Raw genomic sequence first — 23,576 nt, forward strand, 5'->3', positions numbered from 1 at the left:
CCACTACTCGCCGTCACCCCGTTCGGCCCGGGCATCCAGCTCGGCGCGCCAAGCCATCAGCTGGGCGTAGCGCTTCTCCTGGCCATGTTCGCTGGGCTGGTAGAAAGCCTCGTGGGGCAGGCCTTCCGGCCAGCAGTCGTGAGCGCTGCCCGCCGGGTAGCCTTCCGGTTCGTTGTGGGCGTAGCGATAGCCGTGACCGTGGCCCAGCGACTCCATCAGCTTGGTCGGGGCGTTGCGCAGGTAGGTGGGCACCTCCAGGCGTGGCTGGGCGGCCACGTAGGCCTTGGCGCGCTTCCAGGCCTGGTCGATGGCGTTGCTCTTGGGGGCGATGGAGAGGTGGATGGCGGCATGGGCGATGGCGCGCTGGCCTTCGTAGTCGCCCAGGCGCAGGTAGGCATCCCAGGCCGCCATGACCAGCGGCAGGGCGCGCGGGTCGGCGTTGCCGACGTCCTCCGAAGCGATCGCCGCCAGCCGACGCACCACGTCCAGCGGGTCACCACCGCCCTGCATGAAGCGGGCGATGTAGACTAGGGCGGCGTCCTGGCGCGACGAGCGTATCGACTTGTGGATCGCCGATAACAGGTCGTAGTAGTAGTCGCCCTGCTTGTCGAAAGCGCTGGCCTGGTGGCCGAGCGCGGCATCCAGCGCTTCTCGGGGGAGGCGCTCGCCATCGTCCTCGGGCACGGTGAAGTCGCAGGCGGTTTCCAGCATGCCCAGGGCTCGACGCGCATCGCCGGCGGCGGCACGGGCCAGCATGCCCAGTACTTCATCATCGACGACGATACGGCGCTCGCCCAGCCCCCGCTCGGCGTCGCTCAGCGCGCGTCGCATGACGTCGACGAGTTCCTCATCGTCGAGCGCAGTGAGTACGTACACGCGGGCACGCGAGAGCAGGGCGGAGTTGACCTCGAAGGAAGGGTTCTCCGTGGTGGCGCCGATCAGTGTCAGCAGGCCCGATTCCACGTGGGGCAGCAGGGCGTCCTGCTGACTCTTGTTGAGCCGGTGGATCTCGTCGAGGAACAGCAGAGTGGGGCGCCCATGGGCCTGGACGGCGCGAGCGCGTTCCACCGCGGCACGGATCTCCTTGACCCCGGCCATCACCGCCGACAGCCGTTCCAGGTGGGCGCCGGAGTGCTCGGCGAGGATCTCGGCCAGGGTGGTCTTGCCGGTGCCGGGCGGCCCCCACAGGATCATCGAACGCACACTGCCGGTTTCGGCCATGCGCCGCAGCGGCTTGCCCGGGCCGACCAGGGCCTGCTGGCCCACGTAGTCGTCGAAGTGCCGGGGGCGCATGCGAAAGGCCAGCGGTGCAGCGGTGTCAGGCGCCTGGCCGAAAAGGTCCATGGGGAGTTCTCCTTGTGCTGGCTTGAGCTGCGAGGCGTGGGATGCGTAGTTGTCCGGAACTGGCAATACGACCTTAGACGATGTGCGAGATCGAGCCAAAGGGTCTAGGTTGGAAGCTGCATCCTGCCATTTGTGACGTGTCCTGTTTGCGACGAGGCCGTAGCCCGATAGCGACAAGACTGAACCTGCTCCCGTCCCGTGAATCCAATTCCTATACCCGCTCATCGTTAGAGGAGGCCTCGACATGCCCATGCTGACCCAGTTGCGTCAGGATCATGCCAATATGGCGCGCATGTTGCACGTTCTTCAGCTCAAGCAAAAGGCATTGGCAGTTGGTGAACGCCCCAATTTCCAGCTGGTTCGGGAAGTTGTCGACTATATCCTCGACTACATGGAGGGGTTCACCGTTCCGCTGGAACGTGTCTGCTCGGAGAGGCTGCAAGCCCTGGCTCCCGAGAGCAAGGAACTCACCGAACGTCTGTCGAGCGACTACCAGGCCCTCAGGCCGCGCCTGATGCAGTTGTCCAATGATATCGACATGATCCTCATGGACGCAGTGGTTCCGATGGATCGCTTCGCCGCCGACTTGAAGGCCTACCTCGATGCGCATCGTGCCTATCTGCGTGACGAGCGCGAACTGCTCTTCCCGCTGATTGGTGATCACTTCGACGACCATGACCTGGAACGCCTGGCCCAGGCGCTGCCCGAGGGGGCGGCGGCCAAGCTGGAGCGGCTCCAAGAAGCCTATCCGGAGCTATACGCCGAGCTGCGCGAAACTGCGGAATCGACTGCCTGATAGCAGGCGACGCCATACCGACCGGCGAACGGAGGCTTCTGCTCGCTCGGCATGCTGCTAGAATAGGCGCTTCTTCGCAGCAGCCGAGCGACTAACCATGAACGCCGTTTCGCCATGTCCGGCCCGATACTGATCTTCGATTCCGGCGTCGGCGGCTTGTCTGTCGTCCCGCCGCTCAGACATCACCTGCCCGATGCCGCGCTGGTCTATGCCTGCGACAACGCCATGCTGCCCTACGGCATGCGCCCCGACGACTGGCTGGTGGAACGTATTCTTGCGGTATGTGAAGCCGCAGTGGCCGCCAGCGGTTGCTGCGTGCTGGTGGTGGCGTGCAACACTGCCAGTACCCTGGCGCTGGATGCCTTGCGCTCACACTTGACGGTGCCGGTGGTGGGCACGGTGCCGGCGATCAAGCCCGCCGCTGCCTTGAGCGTCAGCCGCCATATTGGCCTGCTGGCCACCAGCGCTACCGTGGCACGTCCCTATACCGATCGCCTGATCGAGGCCTTCGCCAGGGATTGCCGGGTCACGCGAGTGGCCGCCGACCCGATGGTACGCGAGGCCGAACGTTTCCTGGCCGGCGAAGAGCCGGATCAGGCGGTCATCGATGCCGTGACGGCGCCTCTGTGGGAAGTAGACGACCTCGATACCGTCGTGCTCGGCTGCACTCACTTTCCGCTGCTCGGCGAGCGTATCGTGGCCGCCGCCCACAGGCCGGTCCAACTGGTCGATTCCGGCGAGGCCATTGCCAGGCGCACGGTGCAGGTAGCCAATGACATGGCGCCAAGGACAGGGCTTGACCAGAGTCTGGCCACGGCGCCTGACGCCAGGCTATGCCGTGCGATGGCCACCTTCGGTTTCGATGAACCGCGCCTACTGATCGTCGGTTGATTTTTTCGTCCAATACCCCCTGCACACGACAGGAGATGCCGTGTCCATTCCCGTTGTCGACCCCGCGCGCTATGACCAGCAGCTCGAGGCCAAGCGCGAGCGTATCAGTCAGCAGTTTCGGCGCTTCGACCCGCCTGCGCTCGAGGTCTTTCCCTCGCCGTCGAGCCACTATCGGCAACGCTGCGAGTTTCGTGTGTGGCACGAAGATGATGACCTTTTCTATGCCATGTTCGAAGTCGACCCCGACGACCCGAAGCACAAGCGGGTGGTTCGCCTCGACGATTTTCCCGTCGCCAGCCGCCGTATCAACGAGCTGATGCCACGCTTGCGCGAGGTGTTGCTGGCAAGCGACATGCTGCGCCGACGGTTGTTTCAGGTCGAGTTCCTGACCACGCTTTCCGGCGAGGCGCTGGTCACCCTCGTCTACCACCGCCCGCTGGATGCGGTGTGGGAGGAGGAAGCACGGCGGCTCCAGCGGAGCCTCGATATCCATATCATCGGCCGCTCGCGCAAGCAGCGCCTGGTACTCGAGCGGGATCACGTCTGGGAGCGGCTGGAGGTGGAGGGGCGGACCCTGCATTACCAGCACGTCGAAAACAGCTTCACCCAGCCCAATGCCGAGATCAATCGCGCCATGCTGGCCTGGGCGAGGGATGTGACCCGCAATAGCCGAGACAGCGACCTGGTCGAACTCTATTGCGGCAATGGCAACTTCACCGTAGCGCTGGCCGAAAACTTCCGCCGCGTGCTGGCCACCGAGATCTCGCGCACTTCGGTGGCCAGCGCCCAGCAGAACCTGGCGGCCAACGGTATTGGCAACGCAGTGGTGGGGCGCATGTCGGCGGAGGAGTTCAGCGCCGCCCTCAAGGGCGAGAAAAGCGGCAGGCGAGCGTCGGAAATGGCGCTGGAGGAGTACGATTTTTCCACCGTGCTGGTGGACCCGCCCCGCGCCGGCCTCGACGAGGCCAGCTGTCGTCAGCTGAGCGAATATTCGCGAATCGTCTATATTTCATGCAACCCCGAAACATTGGAACGCAACCTGGAGGTGCTGAGCCGTACTCATCGGATGACCCGTTTCGCCTTGTTCGACCAGTTTCCCTGGACGCATCACTGTGAATGTGGGGTGTTTCTGGAAAGGAAATCCGCCTGACCTGCTTGCCTCAAATCGGAAAGGGCCTGTGTTGTCAAGTAGCGAAACGTTCAGTCTCGATGCACAAGCGACATGCTCCATGAGAAGGCTGGTAACTCGATAGGGTGTGGCGCAGGGCTGCAGTAAGCTTCCCGACACGTGGCCGCGAGTCACGCCGATTCTTTCCCAGGGCCGAGACACGGCCCCAGGCAGCCGAGGTGAGGGATGCAATACGAGACGATCGAAGTTGGCCGGCAGGAAATTCTCAAGCAGCTGCGCGAACGCCTGGATAGCCGACTCGAGAAGACACGGGCCGAAGAAGTGGAAGCTTTTGCCCACCATTTCTATGCCACGGTGCCTCTGGAGGATCTGGCCGATCGCCGACTGGACGACCTTTATGGGGCCACCCTGTCGGTATGGCATTTCATCCAGAACTTCGATCACAGTTCGCCCAAGGTGCGCGTCTTCAATCCCGACTTCGAGGAACACGGCTGGCAGTCACCGCACACCTTTGTGGCCGTACTGCACGAGGACATGCCGTTCCTGGTCGATTCCGTACGCATCGAACTCAACCGGCGTGGCCTGACCGTCCATGCGATACACAATGCCGTGCTCGCGGTGGAGCGCAACCGTGGCCATGACCTGCTGCAGGTTGGTTCGCCGCGCGAGGCGAATGCTCCCGACAATCGCGAGTCATTGATCGCCATCGAGATCGACCGTCACTCCAACGCCGAGGTGCTGGCCGACATCGAACAGTCGCTGCAGGAGGTGCTGCGAGACGTGCGCATCGCAGTAGGCGACTACGAGACGATGAGCGAGCGTGCCCACGAGGCGATAACCGAGCTCAAGGCCGGCCGCCCCGAGCAGATCGAGCCTGGCGATCATGCTGAAGCGATTGCCTTCCTCGAGTGGCTGGTGCGTGACAACTTCACCTTCCTGGGCTATGACGCTTATAGCATCGAGTCCGACGCCGATGGTGACCGGCTGGTCAAGGCCGAGGGCAGTGAGCTCGGCGTATTCCGCTTGGACCTTCCGCGCTATCAGGAGCGCATCCGCACCGAGCTGGGCATCGAGGGCAACCGTTTCGTGCTGGTGCCCCAGTTGCTCTCCTTCGCCAAGAGTTCGCACCATGCCCGGGTCCATCGCCCCACCTACCCCGACTATATCTCGATCGATCGCTACGACGAGCAGGGGCGGGTCATCGGCGAGCACCGCTTCCTCGGTCTGTTCACCTCCAGCGTCTACAACGAATCGCCGCGCAACATCCCGCTGCTGCGGCACAAGCTGAAGGCGGTGATGGAGATCGCCGGCTTCAACCCCAAGGGCCACAATGGCAAGCAGCTGCTGCAGATACTGGAGGTCTATCCGCGCGACGACCTGTTCCAGATCGACACCCAGGAACTCGCCCGTACCGCACTGGGGATCCTCGACATACGCGAGCGCCGGCGGGTGCGGCTGTTCATCCGTACCGACCTCTCCGGTCGTTTCCACTCCTGCCTGGTCTTCGTGCCGAGGGACGTGTTTTCCACCGACCTGCGTGTACGCATCCAGAATCTGCTGTGCGAGGAACTCGACGCCACTTTCGGTGACTTCAACACCTATCTTTCTGAGTCGATCCTGGCCCGCATCCAGTTCATCCTGCGTTTCCGCGGCGATGCTCCCCGTGAGGTCAACCTCAAGCGACTCGAGGCCAAGGTGGCCCAACTGGCCCGTAGCTGGCGCGACGAACTGCACGAGGCGCTGGTGGAAGGCTTCGGCGAAGAGCAGGCCAACCGGCTGATGGACCGCTTCCGCGATGCCTTCCCGTCCAGCTATCGCGACGACTTCGGCTCGCGCACCGCGGTATTCGACCTGCAGCACCTGGCCGACCTCGACGCCGGCGAGCCGTTGGCACTGACCCTCTACCGTCTGGTGGAGGAAGAGGGCAGCGGCGTCAATCTCAAGCTGTTCCAGCGCGATCGCCCCATTCCGCTCTCCGACGTGCTGCCGGTGATGGAGAACCTGGGCCTGCGCGTGATCGGCGAGCGCCCCTACGAGTTCGTCACCCCCGATACGCGCTACTGGCTGCACGACTTCGACCTCGAGCATCACACTTCCACCGAAGTCAGCCTGCAGAAGATGCGTGAGCCCTTCATCGAGGCGTTCAAGCGCATCTGGGGCGGTGAGGCCGAGAACGACGCCTTCAACCGCCTGGTGATCGCTGCCAATCTGGACTGGCGCGAAGTGGCCATGCTGCGCGGCTATGCACGCTACCTGAAACAGATTCGTTTCGGCATGTCGCAGGATTACATCGCTGCCACGCTGACCAGTTACCCGGAGATCACCCACGAACTGGTCACCCTGTTCAAACTGCGCTTCGATCCCGGGCAGCGCCCCGGCGAGGAGGAGGTCGAGGCCTGCATCGAGCGCATCAATCGCCACCTGGACGGTGTCGCCAGTCTCAACGACGATCAGTTGCTGCGCCGCTTCATGGAGCTGATCCGGGCCACTCTGCGTACCAACTACTACCAGCGCGGCGCCGACGGCAGGTTCAAGGATTACATCGCCTACAAGCTCGATCCTCAGCGGGTCACCGGCATGCCCAAGCCGCGGCCGGTCTTCGAGATCTTCGTCTGTTCGCCGCGGATCGAGGGGGTTCACCTGCGCGGCGGCAAGGTCGCTCGCGGCGGGCTGCGCTGGTCGGACCGCCAGGAGGACTTCCGTACCGAGGTGCTGGGCCTGGTCAAGGCGCAGCAGGTCAAGAATGCGGTCATCGTACCGGTCGGGGCCAAGGGGGGCTTCGTCTGCAAGCGCCTGCCCGAGGGCGGCGACCGCGACGCCATTCAGCAGGAGGGCATCGCCTGCTACAAGACCTTTATTCGCGCGTTGCTCGATGTGACCGACAACCTGGTCGGCGGCGAAGTGGTGCCACCCAAGGATGTGGTGCGTCACGACGACGACGATGCCTATCTGGTGGTGGCGGCCGACAAGGGCACCGCGACCTTCTCGGATATCGCCAATGAAATCTCCGTCGAGTACGGCCACTGGCTGGGCGACGCCTTCGCCTCTGGCGGAGCCAACGGTTACGACCACAAGAAGATGGGCATCACCGCACGTGGTGGTTGGGAGTCGGTGAAACGTCACTTCCGCAATCTCGGCCTGAATACCCAGCAGGATGAGTTCACCGTGCTGGGTATCGGCGACATGGCCGGCGATGTGTTCGGCAACGGCATGCTGCTCTCCGACAAGATCCGTCTGGTGGGTGCCTTCAACCACCTGCACATCTTCGTCGATCCGAATCCCGATGCGGCCGCGAGCTTTGCAGAGCGCCAGCGCATGTTCAACATGCCACGCTCGAGCTGGGAGGACTTCGATGCGTCGCTGATCTCCGAGGGTGGCGGTATCTTCAAGCGTAGTGCCAAGTCGATTCCGATCTCGCCGCAGATGCAGGAGGTGTTCGGTATCGAGGAGGATCGCCTCTCGCCCAACGACCTGATCCGCGCCATGCTCACGTCCCACGTCGATCTGTTGTGGAACGGTGGCATCGGTACCTACGTCAAGGGCAGCCTGGAAACCGACGCCATGGTGGGCGACAAGGCCAACGATGCCCTGCGCATCAACGGCAGCGAACTCAATTGCCGCGTGGTCGGCGAGGGCGGCAACCTGGGCCTGACCCAGCGCGGTCGCATGGAGGCTGCCGCCAAGGGCGTGCTGGTCAATACCGACTTCATCGACAACGCAGGGGGGGTCAACTGCTCCGACCACGAAGTCAATATCAAGATCCTCATCGACGAGGTGGTCAAGCGCGGCGACATGACGGAGAAGCAGCGCAACCAGCTGCTGGCCGACATGACCGAAGAGGTGGCCGACCTGGTCATCCTCGACAACTATCGCCAGACTCAGGCGCTGGACCTCTCGCAGATGCTGTCGCGCTTCGGCATCGGCCCCTACCGGCGCTTCATCAGCGAGCTGGAAGCTACCGGCCAGCTCGATCGTGAACTCGAGTTCCTGCCCGCCGACGAAGAGCTGCAGGAGCGTGCCAATGCCGACCAGGGCATGACCCATCCGGAGCTCTCGGTGTTGATCTCCTATGCCAAGAGCGTGCTCAAGGGTGACGTGCTGGCTTCCGACGTGCCCGACGATCCTTATATTCAGCAATACGTGGAGCGAATCTTCCCGCGGGTGCTGGTCGAACGCTTCCACGACGAGATGTACGCGCACCGGCTGAAGCGTGAAATCGTCACAACGCAAGTGGCCAACGACCTGGTCAATCACATGGGGATCGTCTTCGTGCGCCGCCTCATCGATTCCACCGGGGCCAGTCCTGCCGATATCGCACGTGCCTACATCATCGCCCGCGACAGCTTCCAACTCAGCGACTTGTGGGAACGGATCGAGGCGCTGGACAACCAGGTGCCGAGCCAGGTCCAGTATTCGATGATGCTCGATCTGATGCGGTTGATCCGGCGCACAACCCGCTGGTTCCTGCGCCAGCGCCTGGGCCTCTCGACACGTGACGCCATCGAGTACTTCGCTCCGCGCGTCGCCCAGTTGCAGGAAGGCATCGGCGAGCTGCTGCGCGGCGAGGAGCGCGAGCGCTGGGAGCAGAAGCGTGACGAACTGCTTGCCGAGGGGGTGCCCGAAGAGCTGGCCGCCACGGTCGCCGCCTCGGGCAGTCTGTATGGTGCACTCGGTATCATCCAGGCTGCGCGTCAGACCGACGAGAAGCCGCAGCGTGTCGCCGAGGTCTTCTTCGAGATCGGAAACCGCCTCGAACTGCCCTGGATGATCCAGCAGGTGAGTAACCTCGACGTCCGCGACAGTTGGCAAGCCCAGGCACGCGAGACCTTCCGCGACGATATCGATCGCCAGCAGCTGGCGCTCACCACCAGCGTGCTCAAGACCGAGGATGGCCGCGAGCCCGACGAGCGAGTCGACAACTGGCTGGCCATGCATGCCTCGCTGCACGAACGCTGGTGCCGTCTCATCGCTGAGGTGCGTAGCGGCAGCCAGGCGACTTTCCCGCTGTTTGCGGTAGCAGTGCGGGAACTGGTCGATCTGGCCGAGAGCAATGGCGAGGTCTGACGAGCCCTGAAGAGAGCGATACCCCAGTCCGTTGTGCAGCGACGCGCCCCGCCTTGATGGCGGGGCGCGTCGTCTTGGGCTCGCGGCGCTGCTATAATCCGCCCGCCTCGCCAATCACCACAGGCCAACCGCCACTGCCAGGAGTTGCCATGTACGCGCTTGCCCGTTCGATCCTGTTTCGCTTCGATGCCGAAACCGCCCACGGTCATGCGCTCGCCGCCCTGGACCTGGCGCATCGACTGAAGCTGGCAGGGCGCCTCGGAGGGGCGCGCGTTGACGACCCGGTGGAGCTGATGGGGCTGAGCTTCCCCAATCGGGTTGGGCTGGCGGCGGGGCTGGACAAGAACGCCGATCATCTCGATGCGTTGGGTGCACTTGGTTTCGGTTTCGTCGAGGTGGGCACCGTCACGCCCAAGCCTCAGGACGGCAATCCCAAACCACGTCTGTTTCGCCTGCCGGAGCGCGGCGCGATCATCAATCGCATGGGTTTCAATAACGCCGGGGTCGACCATCTGGTGGCACGGGTCAAGGCTGCCCGCTTCGATGGGGTGATCGGCATCAACATCGGCAAAAACCTCACCACGCCGGTAGAGAGCGCCGTCGACGACTACTTGATCTGCCTGGAGAGGGTGCACGCCCATGCCGACTACGTGGCGGTGAATATCTCCTCGCCGAACACACCGGGGCTGCGCAACCTGCAGTTCGGCGAGCATCTTGACGCCTTGCTCGGCACCCTGCGGGAGGCCGGCGTCCGGCTGGATCAGGCGGCGGGTCGGCGGGTACCGCTGGCAGTCAAGATCGCTCCGGACATGAGCGCCGAAGAGGTGGGGCTGGTGGCCGAGAGCATTGCCACAAGCGGCATCGATGCGGTGATTGCCACCAATACCACGATATCGCGCGAGGCGGTGGCAGGGCTGACCCATGCCGACGAGCAGGGCGGGCTCTCTGGGCGGCCGGTCTTCGAGCCATCTAACCGTGTGGTTCGCGAATTGCGCCGCCATCTGCCCGAGCTGCCAATCATCGGGGTGGGCGGTATCGATAGCGGTGAGGCGGCGCTGACAAAGGCCGAGGCAGGCGCCGACCTGGTGCAACTCTATTCGGGCTTCATCTATCGTGGACCGGCATTGGTGGGCGAATGCGCCCGGGCGCTGAAAGCGGCCAAAGGCATGATTGAGCGCTGACCCGACAGGGCGGCGAGCGAGGATTGGCAAGTAGAGCGGCGCAACAAGAAAGCCCGTGCATGGCACGGGCTTCGCTCTTCCTCGCCACCTGGCGGTGGCAAAGGACAATAGGTTGGTGGGAAAGTCGTTACATTACCATCGGGTTCTTGTGAATCCCGGAGACGCCGGTCATGCCGGCCCATTGGTCTCCTCGGCCTTCACGCCAACCACTCATCCAGTATTCACGTATGTTGACATCCTGACTGGGACAGTCGTCGCGGGAGCGCCCGGAAATGCCGGCCTTGTAGCCATGGAGATAGGCGCGTTGGAAGCGATCACGTTTCTGTCTTTTCATCGGATGACCTCTTGTCAAGGTACCAAATTGGAGCGCGCGACATGCACGCCCCGGCGTTCCACCGTTCGCCTAGCCGTTATTCAGTCCTTTAACGACGGCAGAGCGAGGTCATGCGGGGCCGATAGAGACCCGCAGAGTGGACGCATGCGTCTTTACAGTAGCTACCATGACTAGTCTTAGCCCATCATGGGGGCCATTGTCGACCTATGTTTCGTCATAAGATCGAGACAATTTTGTAACGAAGGGAATATGCCCGGCCGAAGGGGGCGGGAACGCGACATGAGTGAGTCATCCCAACGCGGAACACGGAATTTTTTGGCAACCTGCCCCAAAGGGTTGGAAGAGCTGCTTGCCGACGAACTGCGCACGCTGGGAGCCGAGCCGTACAAGACGACGGTAGCCGGCGTCCATTTCCACGCTGACCTGGGGGTCGCCTATCGTGCCTGCCTGTGGTCACGGTTGGCCAATCGCATCGTGCTGTGCCTGCTGCGCGAGGAGGGTGTCGAGCGCCCCGAGGAGTTGCACCGCTCAGCTTCCGGTGTCGACTGGCCCAGCCATCTTGGCCCAGGCGCCACCCTGGCGGTGGATTTTCACGGCCGCAGCGAGCAGATTCGTCATACCCGCTTCGGCGCCCAGACCGTCAAGGATGGCGTGGTCGACGCCCTGCAGGCCCGCGGCCTGCCGCGCCCCGACGTCGACCTGCAGCAACCCGACCTCAGGCTCTACGCCCATCTGCTCCGGGGCCGGCTGACGCTGGGCGTGGATCTCTCGGGTGAAAGCCTGCACCGGCGTGGCTATCGCCGCGACGTGGGCCACGCCCCGCTCAAGGAGAACCTGGCCGCGGCGCTGCTGATCCGAGCCGGCTGGCCGCAACGCCTGCGCGATGGCGCAGCGCTGGTCGATCCGCTGTGTGGCGCCGGCACCCTGCTGATCGAGGCGGCGCTGATGGCCGCCGATATGGCACCCAACCTGAACCGGCTACGCTTCGGCTTCCACGGCTGGGCGCAGCATGACGAGGTGTTGTGGACCGAACTCAAGCGCGAGGCAGAGGCGCGTGCCAGCATCGGCCGCAGGCGCTGCCGCAACCGGCTCTACGGTTTCGATGAGAGCCCACCCGCGCTGGCAGCGGCGAAGTCCAACGCCATGCGAGCGGGAATTCCGGCGCTGATCGACTTCCGCGGCGCCTCGCTCGGGCAGCTGCAGCGCCCGGATGAGCTGGAGGAGGAGGCGAGTGGTCTGGTCATCACCAACCCCCCCTACGGCGAGCGTTTGGGCGAGCTACCTGAGCTCGTGACGCTCTACCGTGAATTGGGCGAGGGCGTGCGCAACGCATTTCCCGGCTGGCGCCTGGCCGTGTTCACTGCCAATCCCGACCTCGGCCACCGTATCGGGCTGCGCGCCGACAAGCAGTACTCGCTGAAGAACGGGCCGCTGGAGGCCAAGCTGCTGCTGATGGACGTGTCTGCTGAAGAGCGACAGGCCACTGCGAGCGGTAAAGATGCCGCCAGTGCACCGCGTAGCGAAGGTGCGCAGATGTTCGCCAACCGCCTGGAGAAGAACCGCAAGCGGCTGAAGAAATGGCTCAAGCAGTCGGGGGAGACCTGCTACCGGCTTTATGACGCCGACATGCCCGAATACGCCTTGGCGGTGGATGTCTACGACGGACGGGTACACGTGCAGGAGTACGCGCCGCCGCGCACGGTGAATGCCGCCCAGGCGCAGAAGCGCTTGTTCGACGCGCTGGAAGTCATCCCCGAGGTACTCGACGTCGACCCTGGCCAGGTGGTGATCAAGCGCCGTGAGAAGCAGAGCGGCAAGGCTCAGTACCGCAAGCAGGCCAGCAGCGGGGAGCGCTTCCAGGTGCGCGAGGGGCGTGCCCGGCTGTGGGTCAACCTGCGTGACTACCTCGATACCGGGCTGTTCCTCGACCACCGCCCGGTGCGGCGCATGCTGGGCGAGATGGCCGCCGGCAAGCGCTTCCTCAACCTGTTCTGCTACACCGCCGCGGCCACCGTGCAGGCGGCGCTCGGCACCGAAGAGGCGGGCGGGGCCTGTGACAGCGTCAGCGTCGACCTTTCCAATACCTACCTGGAGTGGGCACGCGACAACTTCGCCCTGAATGGGCTCGACCCGTCACGCCACAGGGTGGTGCGCGACGACTGCCTACGCTGGCTGGAGAGCGCCAGGGCCGAGTTCGACCTGATATTCCTCGACCCGCCAACCTTCTCGAACTCCAAGAAGATGGAAGGCACGCTGGACGTACAGCGCGACCACGTGCGCCTGGTGGCGCTTGCCATGGCACGACTGGCGCCGGGTGGTACCCTGGTGTTTTCCAACAATCAACGCCGCTTCCAGCTCGATGAGGGGTTGACCGAGCGCTTCGCGGTGGAGGATATCTCGGCGCGCACCTTCGATCCGGACTTCAACCGTCGTCCCGATATTCATCACGTATTCCGGATTTGCCACCGGGAGTCGGCATGAAACTTTTTCCTCACGCTTCATTTTTACGGCAACTTGCCGATATTCAACCCAGGTTTCAGGCGTGCCAAGGAGAGGCGGTATGAGGCATTTGACGTTGTACACCACCCTGGGGTGCCATCTGTGTGAACGGCTCGAAGCCCTGCTGGCACGTCTGCACCGCGGTGAGTATCGGCTGGATAGGGTAGAGATCAGCGAAGACGAGACCTTGGTAGAGCGCTACGGCGTGCGCATCCCTGTACTCATGGACGAGACCGGCGATGAGCTCGACATGGGCTTCGAGCCGCCGCGGTTGGCGAACTGGCTGGCCGAGCACGGCTGTCTCGACGAAGCCGCCTGGCGGCGGTTGCAGGCAGGCGCGCTCGAGCCGTTGGAAGAGTTGACGAAGGAACGGGAGGCGGTTTCCCCGCGACCCGCAGGGCGGCGCTACCTGGGTTGAAAGAGGTACGTTGACCCAGCGTAAGCCAGGAAGCCGCTGCGGATTGGTGTGATGCTCGCGCTTTGGCGACACTCACAAGCATGGGCTCGAGAGCGCAGGGGGAGAAATGAGTGCACCGCAACGAAGGCGGTGGCAGTGGATCGCTCTGGGCTGCACCCTGCTGCTGACGCTTGCGGACACGGCGCTGAGCGCCGCGGAACCAGGCGGGATACTGCTGACCGAGGAAGAGCGGCGCTTCCTGGAACAGAACGAGCCCATCGTGTTCGTGAGCCAGAGTCGCTATCCTCCTTTTGAATTCCTCGATGTCAACGAGGAGCGTCGCGGCATGATGGTGGAGCTGGCCCAGTGGATTGCCACCGAGGCTGGCTTTCATGCGCAGTTGACCGACACCGTCTTCCAGCAGGCCCAGGAACGGGTGCTGAGCGGCGAAGCCCATGTCCTGACGAGTTTCTTCTATAGCGAGACCCGGGACCGTCAGTTCGACTTTACTCAGACGGTATTCGAGGTGCCCGCTTCCATCTTCGTCACCGCGGAACGTCCCGATATTGCCTTGGTGACGGACCTCGATGGCAAGCGTGTCGCAACCCAGCGTGGAGATTACGCCAAGGAGTACCTGGCCTCGCTGGATATCGAGGTCGAACTGATCCTGGCCGACGATTTTGCCAGCGCAGCGCGAGCCGTGATGGAAGGCGATGCCGACGCCATGGTGGGCGACGAGCAGATCGTGCTCTATTACTTGTACAGCCATGGCCTCCACGAACTCATGAAGCGGGTCGGGGCGCCACTATACGTAGGACGCAATGCCATGGCGGTGGTGGAAGGAAACCATCTGCTGCAGTCGATCCTGAACAAGGGGATCGAGCATGCTCGCGACAGCGGCACCCTCGACCGGTTGCACGAGAAGTGGGTAGGCGCCGAATTGCCCGGCGCCGGCTTCGATTGGCGCAATTACTGGCCATATGGCGCCGGGCTGGCGCTGGTAGTCATCCTGATCGTGGCCTGGAACGTCAGGTTGCGTCAGGTGGTCCGGCGCAAGACGGCGGAACTGAGGCGTAACGAACAGCAGCTCCACGACATTCTCGACGCCACTCGTACCGCCACTTGGATATTCGATCTGCGCAGCGGTGAGTTGCAGGTCAACCACTGCTGGGCGGAAGCGCTCGGGTATCGGCTGGAAGAGCTGCAGCCGATCACTCTCGAACGCTGGCGCGAGATGCTCCACCCCGATGACCTCGGCAAGACCGAGGCGATGCTGGAGCGGCACCTGGTGGGTGAGAGCGATCACTACTCCTGCGAATTTCGCATGCGTCATCGCCTCGGGCACTGGGTTTGGCTGCTGGACCGGGGGCAGGTCTTGCAACGCGATGATGCGGGCAAGGCATTGACCATGTCGGGTACGCGCATCGATATCTCGACACAGAAGCGTGCCGAAGAGGAGCTCGAACTCGCCGCCAGCGTGTTTCGCCACGCCCGAGAGGGCATCGTCATCACCGATGCCAAAGGCGATATCATTGAAGTCAACGAGGCCTTCACGCGTATCACCGGCTACCGTCGCGACGAGGCGGTGGGCAAGAACCCGCGCTTCCTGCAGTCGGGTCAGCAGTCGGAAAGCTTCTACCAGGCGCTCTGGGAGGAGCTGCTGGAAAAAGGCGCCTGGGAAGGCGAGCTCTGGAACCGGCGTAAGAATGGCGAAGCCTACCCCGAGCTGCTCACCATATCGAAAGTCAGCAACCTGCAGGGCCAGGCTTCGCACTACGTCGCCGTGTTCACCGACATCAGCAGGCAGAAGGAGTACGAGCGTCAGCTACAGAGTATGGCTTTCTTCGACAGCTTGACGGGCCTGCCGAACCGCATCCTGCTGGCCGATAGGCTGCGCCAGGCCATGCTGGCGGCTCGGCGCAGCGGCTGCAAGGTGTCGTTGGCCTACATCGATCTGGATGGCTTCAAGGAGATCAACGACCGGCTGGGCCACGGCTTCGGCGACCGCGTGCTGGTGGCCATTGCCGAACGCCTGACATCGGCCCTTCGTGAGGCCGATACGGTGGCTCGTCTGGGGGGAGACGAGTTCATCATCGTATTACCGGAGCAGAGCGATGTGGCTATCGTCAGTCACCTCATTGCCCGTCTGCTGCGCCGCATCGCGGAGCCGATCGAAATCGAGGGAACCTACCTGTACGTTTCCGGCAGCATCGGCGTGGTTCATTTTTCTCCCGAGGACGAGATAGAGCCCGAGCAGCTCATTCGTCAGGCGGACCAGGCCATGTACCAGGCCAAGCAGGCGGGCAAGAATCGCTTCCACCTCTTCGATGCTGAACACGAACGCGCGGTACGTGGCCATCATGAGAGCGTCGAGCGCATTCGCGATGCCCTGGCCAATGACGAGTTCGTGCTGTACTACCAACCCAAGGTCAACATGTCCACGGGCGAGGTGGTGGGTGTCGAGGCGCTGATCCGCTGGCAGCATCCAGAGCGAGGGCTCCTGGTTCCGGCCTCCTTCCTGCCGGCGATTCAGCAGCATCCCCTGGCCGTCGATCTGGGCGAGTGGGTGTTCGCCCAGGCACTGGATCAGTTCGAGGCGTGGGCAGGTACCGGTATCCGGCTGCCGGTCAGCGTCAATGTGGATGCAATCCACCTTGAGCAGGCAGACTTCGTCGAGCGTCTGCGTGCCGAGGTCAAGCGCCACCCGAGTGTGGGGCAGGGTGATCTCATGCTTGAAGTACTCGAGACGAATGCCCTGGAAGATGTCGGTCATGTAGCAAGCGTGATGAAGGCGTGTCGCGCGTTCGGCGTCGAATTCGCGTTGGACGACTTCGGCACTGGCTACTCCTCGCTGACGTATCTACGTCATCTACCCGCCAGCGTGCTGAAAATCGATCGCAGTTTCGTGCGCGACATGCTCGATGACCCAGAGGATCTGACGATTCTCGAAGGCGTGCTGGGACTGGCCGTTGCATTTCGCCGCGGCATCATAGCCGAAGGCGTGGAGACGCTGCTGCATGGGCGCATGCTGCTGGCGATGGGCTACCAACTGGCTCAGGGCTATGCCATTGCTCGGCCCATGCCTGCCGATTCGATTCCGGGTTGGTTGGGGTCGTGGCGCCCTGATCCCTCCTGGCGCCAGCGTCAGCGCGCCCGGCCGGAAGAGCTGCAGGCCATTTATGCCATGGTCGACCATCGTGCCTGCGCTGCCGGCCTGCTGCGCTACCTGAAAGGTGAGCGAGCCGAGCCGCCGGCGGCGAGCTGCCGCAAGAGCCGTCTGGAACAGTGGCTTTCCGGTCTGCATGGCGTTCCGGCCAAGAGGGGCGAGCATACGGCTCGGATTGCTGCGCTTTATCACGCCTATGATCGGCTCGCCGAGGAGGCTCTGGAACTCAAGACACATGAGAACGGCGAGCAGGTAGAGCAGTACGCTCATCGGGTGGAAGGAGTGAGCGAGGAGCTGTTGGGACTTCTGCAGTACTGGATCGATGCCAGCGAAGCCATTCGCGAGGATCTTTAAGCGAAGATCTTTACGTGGGGGGCTCCAGGTGGCAAGGCCCAGTCGCTGCACGCTTTCATAGCGAATCCAGCAGCGAGAGCTGGCGCACCGCAGCCTGACCCTCGGCGCTCTCGGCCTCTACTTCGAGTACCTTGCGCAGGCCACGGGAAGACTGGATGGTGGTTTCGTCGGAAAGCCACATCATGGCCTGGTCGCGATCGTCGGCGAGCATGTGCTTCAGGCCCCCGAACTGAGTGCCGATCTGGCCCCAGGCACGGCTGAATATCCAGTCGCCGAACATGTCCTGGTGGATGTGTACCAGCACATAGTCGTGTTCACTTTCCCAACGGACGATCACGAAGGCTCCACAAGCATCGAGGCGCTGCCGGGAGGCAGCGCGAAGGGTTCGTGCGGTATTGTAAGGTTTAACGCCGACGGCACAAGTCACGCTTTGCGCCTTTGCCCTCCATCACCTCAAGGAGTGAGACCGTGAGAATTCTCGTTGATGCCAACGTGCCCGGCGCAGAGGCCTGTTTCGGCCCGCTGGGCGAGCTGGTGCGGCTGCCGGGGCGCGAGATCGACGCTGTGGCCCTGCGCGATGTCGATGTACTGGTCATTCGTTCCATCACTCGTCTAGATGCAGCGACCATCGATGCCGCCAAGGCGCAGGGCTCGCGGTTGCGCTTCGTCGGCACCTGCACCATCGGCACCGACCATGTCGACCAGAAGGCGTTGGCACACCACGGCATCGCCTTTGCCAGCGCCCCGGGCTGCAACGCCGAAGCGGTGGTCGACTATGTTCTGGGCAGCCTGCTCACCCTGGCCGAGCGAGAGGGCTGGCAGCTTGCCGAGCGTCGTATCGGCATCGTTGGGGTGGGCAACGTGGGTGGACGGTTGCGCCAGCGCCTGGCGGCCATGGGTATCGCATGCCTGGCCTGCGATCCGCCCCGCGCCGAGCGGGAGGGTAGCGAAGGTTTTGACGACTTGGAAACGCTGAGCGGTGAGTGTGACGTGCTGTGCCTGCATACCCCGCTGGTACGCGAAGGACCGCATGCGACTCGCCACCTGTTCGATGCCCAACGCATCGCCGATCTGGCGCCCGGCACGCTGCTGCTCAACGCCGGACGTGGCGACTGCATCGACGGTGCTGCACTGCGTCAGCGTCTGTCTGGACAGGGCGATATCAGTGCAGCGCTGGATGTCTGGGAAGGGGAGCCGGGCATCGACCCCGCACTGCGCGACATGGTGAAGCTGGCTACGCCTCACATCGCCGGCCATAGCCTCGACGGCAAGCTGCGCGGCACGCACCAGATCTATACCGCCTTGGTTCGCTACCTGGGGCTGCCGGCTCGGGTCGGTCTGGACGACCTGTTGCCGGTACCGCCCGTTTCGCGGCTGACGCTCGAGGGCGGGCTGAATCCCGAAGAGGCGCTACGGCTTTGCCTGCGAGCGGTTTACGACGTACGCCGTGACCACGACAGCCTGCAGCGGGAGAGCCTGCGCCAGGGCATGGCCAAGGGCTTCGATGCCTGCCGGGCGAACTATCCTCTGCGTCGGGAACTCTCGACGCTCACGGTCGAACTGGGTCCGGACGCCAAGGCGCTGGCGCCATGGCTGCTGGGGGCCGGGCTGAAGATGGATTGATGTGTTCCCGGCAACCCGCCCCATCAACGCGAAAGGCCCGTCATCCGACGGGCCCCAGGCTTCTACGCAAGGCGTAGCCTCATCGATAGGCGGCTTCCTTCAAGGCCCGAATCCGATCGTCCAGCGGCGGGTGGCTGGCGAACAGCCGCTCCATGATCTTGCGCGTCTGGCCGGCATTGATGCCGAAGGCCGTCAGGGTTTCCGGCATCTGGTTGGGCATGTCGCTCTCGGCCTTGAGCCTGGCCAGGGCATTGATCATGGCACCGGAACCGGCGAGCTGGGCACCGGCCGCATCGGCACGATACTCGCGGAAGCGCGAGAACCAGGCGACGATGGCCGAGGCAATCAGGCCGAACACGATCTCGGCGACAATCACCACCGCAAAGTAGCCCATGAAGCCCAGGCCGGCGCCATCGTTGCGCGAGCGCAGGAAGTTGTCCACCAGGTGGGCCACCGCCCGGGCGAAGAACATCACGAAGGTGTTCACCACGCCCTGGATCAGCGCCAGGGTGACCATGTCGCCATTGGCCACGTGACCGATCTCGTGGGCCAGCACTGCACGAACCTCTTCGGGGCGCATGCGATTGAGCAGCCCGGCGGAGACCGCGACCAGGGCATCGTTCTTGTTCCAGCCGGTGGCGAAGGCGTTGGACTGCTGCGCCGGGAAGATGCCGACTTCCGGCGTCTTGATGCCGGCTTGCTGCGAGAGTTCGGCCACGGTGTCGAGTAGCCACTTCTCGGTGGCATTGCTCGGCTGCGTAATGACCACCGTGCCGGTACCGCGCTTGGCCATCCACTTCGACAGGAACAGCGAGATCATCGAGCCGGCCATGCCGACAATGAAGCAGAAGATCAGCAGGGCGTTGAAGTTCATGCCCTGCTCGGTGAGGTAACCCTCCACCCCGAGCAGGCGCAGCGTGATGCTGGCCACGACGATTACCGCCAGGTTGGTGCCCAGGAAGAGCAGAATTCTCATCATCGTCAGGAATCTCCGGTCGCAAAGGGATGGGCCGTCGATGGCGGCCCTGAAAATCTGCTGAATTAGATACGGCCCGTTAACGTAGGTTTCAAGTCCGAGCCGAAAAATCGGGTCTGCTCCGGCGGTTACTGGCGATAGCGCGACAGAAAGCGGGCAAGGCGATCCAGGGCATCGCCGAGCTGATCGGCCCAGGGCAGGGTGACGATACGCACGTGGTCGGGTTCGGGCCAGTTGAAGGCCGTGCCCTGGACCAGCAAGATCTTCTCTTGCAGCAGCAGGTCGAGCACCAGCTTCTGATCGTCGTGAATGGGGTAGACCTTGGGGTCGAGCCGCGGGAAGGCGTAGAGGGCCCCCTTGGCCTTGGTGCACGACACGCCGGGAATGGCATTGAGCTTCTCATGGGTGATGTCGCGCTGGGCCAGCAGCCGTCCGCCGGGCAGGATCAGGTCATTGATCGACTGGTAGCCGCCCAGTGCTGTCTGGATCGCGTGCTGGGCGGGTACATTGGCGCACAGGCGCATCGAGGCGAGCATGTTGAGGCCCTGGATATAATCCTTGGCCCGCTGCATGGCCACACTGCCGGAAAGGATCATCCAGCCGGAGCGAAAACCGGCGCAGCGGTAGCTCTTGGACAGCCCGTTCATGGTCACCACCAACTGGTCCTCGTCGGCCAGCGCCCCGGTGGAGACGTGCTCGGCATCGTCGTAGAGGATCTTGTCGTAGATCTCGTCGGAGAAAACGACGAGATCGTGCTCGCGAGCGATGGCCAGCAGATCGCGCACTACCTCGGGGGCATAGACCGCGCCGGTGGGGTTGTTGGGGTTGATGATCACGATGGCGCGGGTGTGACTGGTTACCTTGGCGCGCACGTCGGCGATGTCGGGCGCCCAGTCGGCCTGTTCGTCGCAGCGGTAGTGCACGGCGTGGCCACCGGCAAGGTTGGCGGCGGCGGTCCACAGCGGGTAGTCGGGCGCCGGGATCAGCACCTCGTCGCCATCGTTGAGCAGCGCCTGTAGCGCCATCACGATCAGCTCGGAGACGCCGTTGCCGATGAAGATGTCCTCGATGCCAACGCCGGGAATCTCCTTGCGCTGGCACTCCTGCATGATCGCCTTGCGCGCCGAGTACAGCCCCTTGGAATCGCAGTAGCCCTGGGCGGTGGGCAGGTTGCGCATCACGTCCTGGAGGATCTCCTCCGGCGCCTCGAAGCCGAACGGTGCAGGGTTGCCGATGTTGAGCTTGAGGATGCGCTGGCCTTCGTCTTCCAGCCGCTTGGCGTGATCGAGCACGGGGCCACGGATGTCGTAGCAGACGTTGTCGAGCTTGTGCGATTTCCTGAACAGGGTGGGCGTGTCCATGAGGTGTCCGAGATCCAGTGGTGTCCGGTGGTTCCGGTCAGCCAAGCCGCCGGAACTCAGTGATTATGCTGAAGTATCGCCTGCGCCGCTATCGTTGTTCGCTGCCTCGGCGATCTCTTCCTCGTCCTCCTCCGGGGCCGGGATGTCGTCGGGCGTTTCCAGCGTCAGGCGGCCCAGCTTGCCGTCGCGCAGCTCGTGCAGCAGCACCTCGGCGCCGCGGTGCAGATCGATCTCGCCGCCGGGGCGAAGGCCGCCGCGGCGGCTGGCGATCTCGGCAAGTATCGCGTGGCCGTCGAAGCCGGCGAGGGCGAGTAGGTCGATGCGCCGGGGCCCGTCGGCCTCGACCTGCTCGGCCTGGGGGTTGGGTACATAGGGCGGCAGATCCGTCAGCTTGTAGCGCGCCTTGAGCGCTTCGGGGTAGCGGCGCGCCAGTTCGGCGGCGGTGACTACCGCCACGTCGACATAGTCGATAGCGGTATCGCGGATAGCTCCAGAGGCAGCCAGGCGATAGGCGCTGGCCTGATCCTCGATCTTCGGCCACAGCACCCCGGGGGTGTCGATCAAGGCCACGCGGCCAGCGATACGTACCTTCTGCTGGCGCTTGGTCACCGCCGGCTCGTTGCCGGTCTTGGCGATGGCCTTGCCGGCCAGGCCGTTGATCAGGGTCGATTTGCCCACATTGGGAATGCCCATGACCATTACCCGCACGTCGCGGTCGGCGCGCACCTGGCCGGCCAGCTCATGGCACAGCTTGGGAATGCGCTTGAGCTCGCGAGCGTTGGTGGTGGTCACGGCCAGCGCCCGGGTGTCGGGCAGCGAGTCGAAATACGCGACCCATTCGCGGGTACGCTCCGGATCGGCGAGATCGGCCCGCGACAGAATCTTGAGCACCGGCTTGTGGCGGGTCAGGCCGGCGAGCATGGGGTTGGCGCTGGAGTAGGGCAGGCGGGCGTCGAGCACCTCGATTGCCACGTCTATCTCTGGCAGCGCCTCCTGGATCTGGCGGCGTGCCTTGTTCATGTGTCCCGGATACCAGCCGAGCATGGTCCACTCCTGCAAACCGTACGAGGCCGCCCATCATAGCAGAAGGGCGGCCTGGTCAGGGCAGGGGGCTAGGCTATTCGCCGGGGTGGAAGGAGATGGCTACCGAGTTGATGCAGTAGCGCAGCCCGGTGGTGTGGGTCGGGCCGTCGGGAAAGACGTGGCCCAGGTGGGCATCGCAGTGGGCGCATACTACCTCGGTACGTTGCATTCCATGGGTGTCGTCGTGGCGCTCTTCGATGCAGGCCTGGCCGAGCGGGCGATCGAAGCTGGGCCAGCCGCAGCCGGACTCGAACTTGTGCTCGTTCTCGAACAGCGGGGCGTTGCAGCAAACACAGTGATAGATACCGTGCTCGTCGGTGACTTGATAGTCGCCGCTGAAAGGGCGTTCGGTGCCTTGCTGGCGCGTCACGCGATACTGTTCAGGGGTTAGCTGGGCTTGCCATTCGGCATCGCTCTTCTCGATCTTCTTGCGCATGGCCTCTCTCCTGCTGGTGCGACGTCTTGATTCCGATATCGATAGCTTGGCTGCTTTCCATGGCTTCGGCCAACCCAGACCGGCAGTTGACAGCTCCGGGGGGCTTGAGTAACATTCGCGCCACCTCGTTGAGGCAGAGAGCGAGACGGCTGCGTCCCATTCGTCTAGTGGTCCAGGACACCGCCCTTTCACGGCGGGAACAGGGGTTCGAACCCCCTATGGGACGCCACTCGTTTCACCCCTCGTCTTCAGCAGGGTGCCGGAGTACAGGACCGAAGTACGGATATGTGCGGGAATAGCTCAGTGGTAGAGCATCGCCTTGCCAAGGCGAGGGTCGGGAGTTCGAATCTCCTTTCCCGCTCCAGCTTCAGCTCCAGTTGCGTCCCATTCGTCTAGTGGTCCAGGACACCGCCCTTTCACGGCGGGAACAGGGGTTCGAACCCCCTATGGGACGCCATCATCCGGTTGCAGCAGTGTTATTGATTGCGTTAGATAGCATAGTCTGTCGTGTATGCGGGAATAGCTCAGTGGTAGAGCATCGCCTTGCCAAGGCGAGGGTCGGGAGTGCGAATCTCCTTTCCCGCTCCATCACCTGTTCAGGTGATAACGCACGGTCCGGCGTCTGCGTCCCATTCGTCTAGTGGCCTAGGACACCGCCCTTTCACGGCGGGAACAGGGGTTCGAACCCCCTATGGGACGCCACCTTTCGGTTATACTGCATGGGCAGGGATGACCGATACCGATCAAGCGGGAATAGCTCAGTGGTAGAGCATCGCCTTGCCAAGGCGAGGGTCGGGAGTTCGAATCTCCTTTCCCGCTCCAGTTTTCTTATCCGTTCTCCAGAATGCCAAGGCTCGCGCCCCCACTATTTTGATGACCTTGCCCATGGGCGAGGAATTCTGCGTTTTTCCTGGGCGAGACTTGAAAAACTCCTTCGCGCCC

At 63.5% G+C, this 23,576-nt stretch carries 16 protein-coding genes and 6 tRNA genes; 15 read left to right on the forward strand and 7 right to left on the reverse strand.

Features of this window, described 5'->3' with window-relative positions:
• Positions 1-3: 3 nt before the first annotated feature.
• Positions 4-1,344, reverse strand: coding sequence for a replication-associated recombination protein A (locus SPH52_RS04045; RefSeq protein WP_411793719.1), 1,341 nt, complete (start codon positions 1,342-1,344; stop codon positions 4-6).
• Between the two features lie 250 nt (positions 1,345-1,594).
• On the opposite strand from SPH52_RS04045, the gene SPH52_RS04050 reads away from it, so the two are divergent.
• The 5 genes from SPH52_RS04050 to SPH52_RS04070 all read left to right on the forward strand — a co-directional run bounded on the left by SPH52_RS04050 (position 1,595) and on the right by SPH52_RS04070 (position 10,405).
• Entirely contained in the window at positions 1,595-2,140 is a 546-nt protein-coding gene (locus tag SPH52_RS04050; RefSeq protein WP_411794098.1) for a hemerythrin domain-containing protein, read from the forward strand.
• 114 nt (positions 2,141-2,254) lie between these two features.
• Complete coding sequence (gene murI / locus SPH52_RS04055) at positions 2,255-3,031, forward strand: glutamate racemase (RefSeq protein ID WP_411793720.1); 777 nt, start codon at positions 2,255-2,257, stop codon at positions 3,029-3,031.
• Between the two features lie 40 nt (positions 3,032-3,071).
• Complete coding sequence (trmA, locus tag SPH52_RS04060) at positions 3,072-4,181, forward strand: tRNA (uridine(54)-C5)-methyltransferase TrmA (protein ID WP_411793721.1); 1,110 nt, start codon at positions 3,072-3,074, stop codon at positions 4,179-4,181.
• Between the two features lie 204 nt (positions 4,182-4,385).
• Positions 4,386-9,224, forward strand: coding sequence for an NAD-glutamate dehydrogenase (locus tag SPH52_RS04065; protein ID WP_411793722.1), 4,839 nt, complete (start codon positions 4,386-4,388; stop codon positions 9,222-9,224).
• Between the two features lie 149 nt (positions 9,225-9,373).
• The gene (locus tag SPH52_RS04070; protein WP_411793723.1) at positions 9,374-10,405 is read left to right on the forward strand and encodes a quinone-dependent dihydroorotate dehydrogenase; all 1,032 of its coding nucleotides are present in this window, start codon (positions 9,374-9,376) and stop codon (positions 10,403-10,405) included.
• A gap of 127 nt (positions 10,406-10,532) precedes the next feature.
• Here SPH52_RS04070 and rmf read toward each other — a convergent pair whose 3' ends face one another.
• On the reverse strand, positions 10,533-10,739 hold the full coding sequence (gene rmf, locus SPH52_RS04075) for a ribosome modulation factor (RefSeq protein ID WP_111412507.1): 207 nt from the start codon (positions 10,737-10,739) through the stop codon (positions 10,533-10,535).
• 279 nt (positions 10,740-11,018) lie between these two features.
• Here rmf and rlmKL point away from each other — a divergent pair, with 279 nt between their 5' ends.
• The 3 genes from rlmKL (at position 11,019) to SPH52_RS04090 (ending at position 17,155) form a co-directional block, all read left to right on the forward strand.
• Positions 11,019-13,220: a bifunctional 23S rRNA (guanine(2069)-N(7))-methyltransferase RlmK/23S rRNA (guanine(2445)-N(2))-methyltransferase RlmL gene (gene rlmKL, locus SPH52_RS04080; protein ID WP_411793724.1), complete on the forward strand. Its 2,202-nt coding sequence runs from the start codon at positions 11,019-11,021 to the stop codon at positions 13,218-13,220.
• A 79-nt stretch (positions 13,221-13,299) separates the two neighbouring features.
• Positions 13,300-13,656, forward strand: coding sequence for a glutaredoxin family protein (locus tag SPH52_RS04085; RefSeq protein WP_411793725.1), 357 nt, complete (start codon positions 13,300-13,302; stop codon positions 13,654-13,656).
• 106 nt (positions 13,657-13,762) lie between these two features.
• Positions 13,763-17,155, forward strand: a complete 3,393-nt coding sequence (locus tag SPH52_RS04090) for an EAL domain-containing protein (RefSeq protein ID WP_411793726.1) — start codon at positions 13,763-13,765, stop codon at positions 17,153-17,155.
• A gap of 55 nt (positions 17,156-17,210) precedes the next feature.
• On the opposite strand, the gene SPH52_RS04095 is transcribed toward SPH52_RS04090, so the two are convergent.
• Positions 17,211-17,492, reverse strand: coding sequence for a hypothetical protein (locus tag SPH52_RS04095; RefSeq protein ID WP_411793727.1), 282 nt, complete (start codon positions 17,490-17,492; stop codon positions 17,211-17,213).
• A gap of 131 nt (positions 17,493-17,623) precedes the next feature.
• On the opposite strand from SPH52_RS04095, the gene pdxB reads away from it, so the two are divergent.
• Positions 17,624-18,778 carry a 4-phosphoerythronate dehydrogenase PdxB gene (pdxB, locus tag SPH52_RS04100; protein ID WP_411793728.1) on the forward strand — a complete coding sequence of 385 codons (1,155 nt, stop codon included), beginning with the start codon at positions 17,624-17,626 and terminating at the stop codon, positions 18,776-18,778.
• A 79-nt stretch (positions 18,779-18,857) separates the two neighbouring features.
• On the opposite strand, the gene htpX is transcribed toward pdxB, so the two are convergent.
• The 4 genes from htpX to msrB all read right to left on the reverse strand — a co-directional run bounded on the left by htpX (position 18,858) and on the right by msrB (position 22,634).
• Positions 18,858-19,757, reverse strand: a complete 900-nt coding sequence (htpX, locus tag SPH52_RS04105; RefSeq protein ID WP_411793729.1) for a protease HtpX — start codon at positions 19,755-19,757, stop codon at positions 18,858-18,860.
• A gap of 125 nt (positions 19,758-19,882) precedes the next feature.
• Positions 19,883-21,115, reverse strand: a complete 1,233-nt coding sequence (locus tag SPH52_RS04110; protein WP_411793730.1) for a pyridoxal phosphate-dependent aminotransferase — start codon at positions 21,113-21,115, stop codon at positions 19,883-19,885.
• A gap of 63 nt (positions 21,116-21,178) precedes the next feature.
• The gene (gene ylqF / locus SPH52_RS04115; RefSeq protein ID WP_411793731.1) at positions 21,179-22,159 is read right to left on the reverse strand and encodes a ribosome biogenesis GTPase YlqF; all 981 of its coding nucleotides are present in this window, start codon (positions 22,157-22,159) and stop codon (positions 21,179-21,181) included.
• A 73-nt stretch (positions 22,160-22,232) separates the two neighbouring features.
• Complete coding sequence (gene msrB, locus SPH52_RS04120) at positions 22,233-22,634, reverse strand: peptide-methionine (R)-S-oxide reductase MsrB (RefSeq protein WP_411793732.1); 402 nt, start codon at positions 22,632-22,634, stop codon at positions 22,233-22,235.
• Between the two features lie 153 nt (positions 22,635-22,787).
• Here msrB and SPH52_RS04125 point away from each other — a divergent pair.
• The 6 genes from SPH52_RS04125 to SPH52_RS04150 all read left to right on the forward strand — a co-directional run bounded on the left by SPH52_RS04125 (position 22,788) and on the right by SPH52_RS04150 (position 23,456).
• A tRNA-Glu gene (locus tag SPH52_RS04125) sits at positions 22,788-22,863 on the forward strand.
• A gap of 60 nt (positions 22,864-22,923) precedes the next feature.
• A tRNA-Gly gene (locus SPH52_RS04130) sits at positions 22,924-22,998 on the forward strand.
• Between the two features lie 17 nt (positions 22,999-23,015).
• Positions 23,016-23,091 (forward strand) — tRNA-Glu (locus tag SPH52_RS04135).
• A 56-nt stretch (positions 23,092-23,147) separates the two neighbouring features.
• Positions 23,148-23,222 (forward strand) — tRNA-Gly (locus tag SPH52_RS04140).
• Positions 23,223-23,260: 38 nt separating this feature from the next.
• Positions 23,261-23,336, forward strand: a tRNA-Glu gene (locus tag SPH52_RS04145).
• A 45-nt stretch (positions 23,337-23,381) separates the two neighbouring features.
• A tRNA-Gly gene (locus tag SPH52_RS04150) sits at positions 23,382-23,456 on the forward strand.
• The last annotated feature ends 120 nt before the right edge of the window (positions 23,457-23,576 follow it).

The sequence above is a fragment of the Halomonas sp. A29 genome (genome assembly GCF_046723295.1).
Classification (GTDB): Bacteria; Pseudomonadota; Gammaproteobacteria; order Pseudomonadales; family Halomonadaceae; genus Halomonas.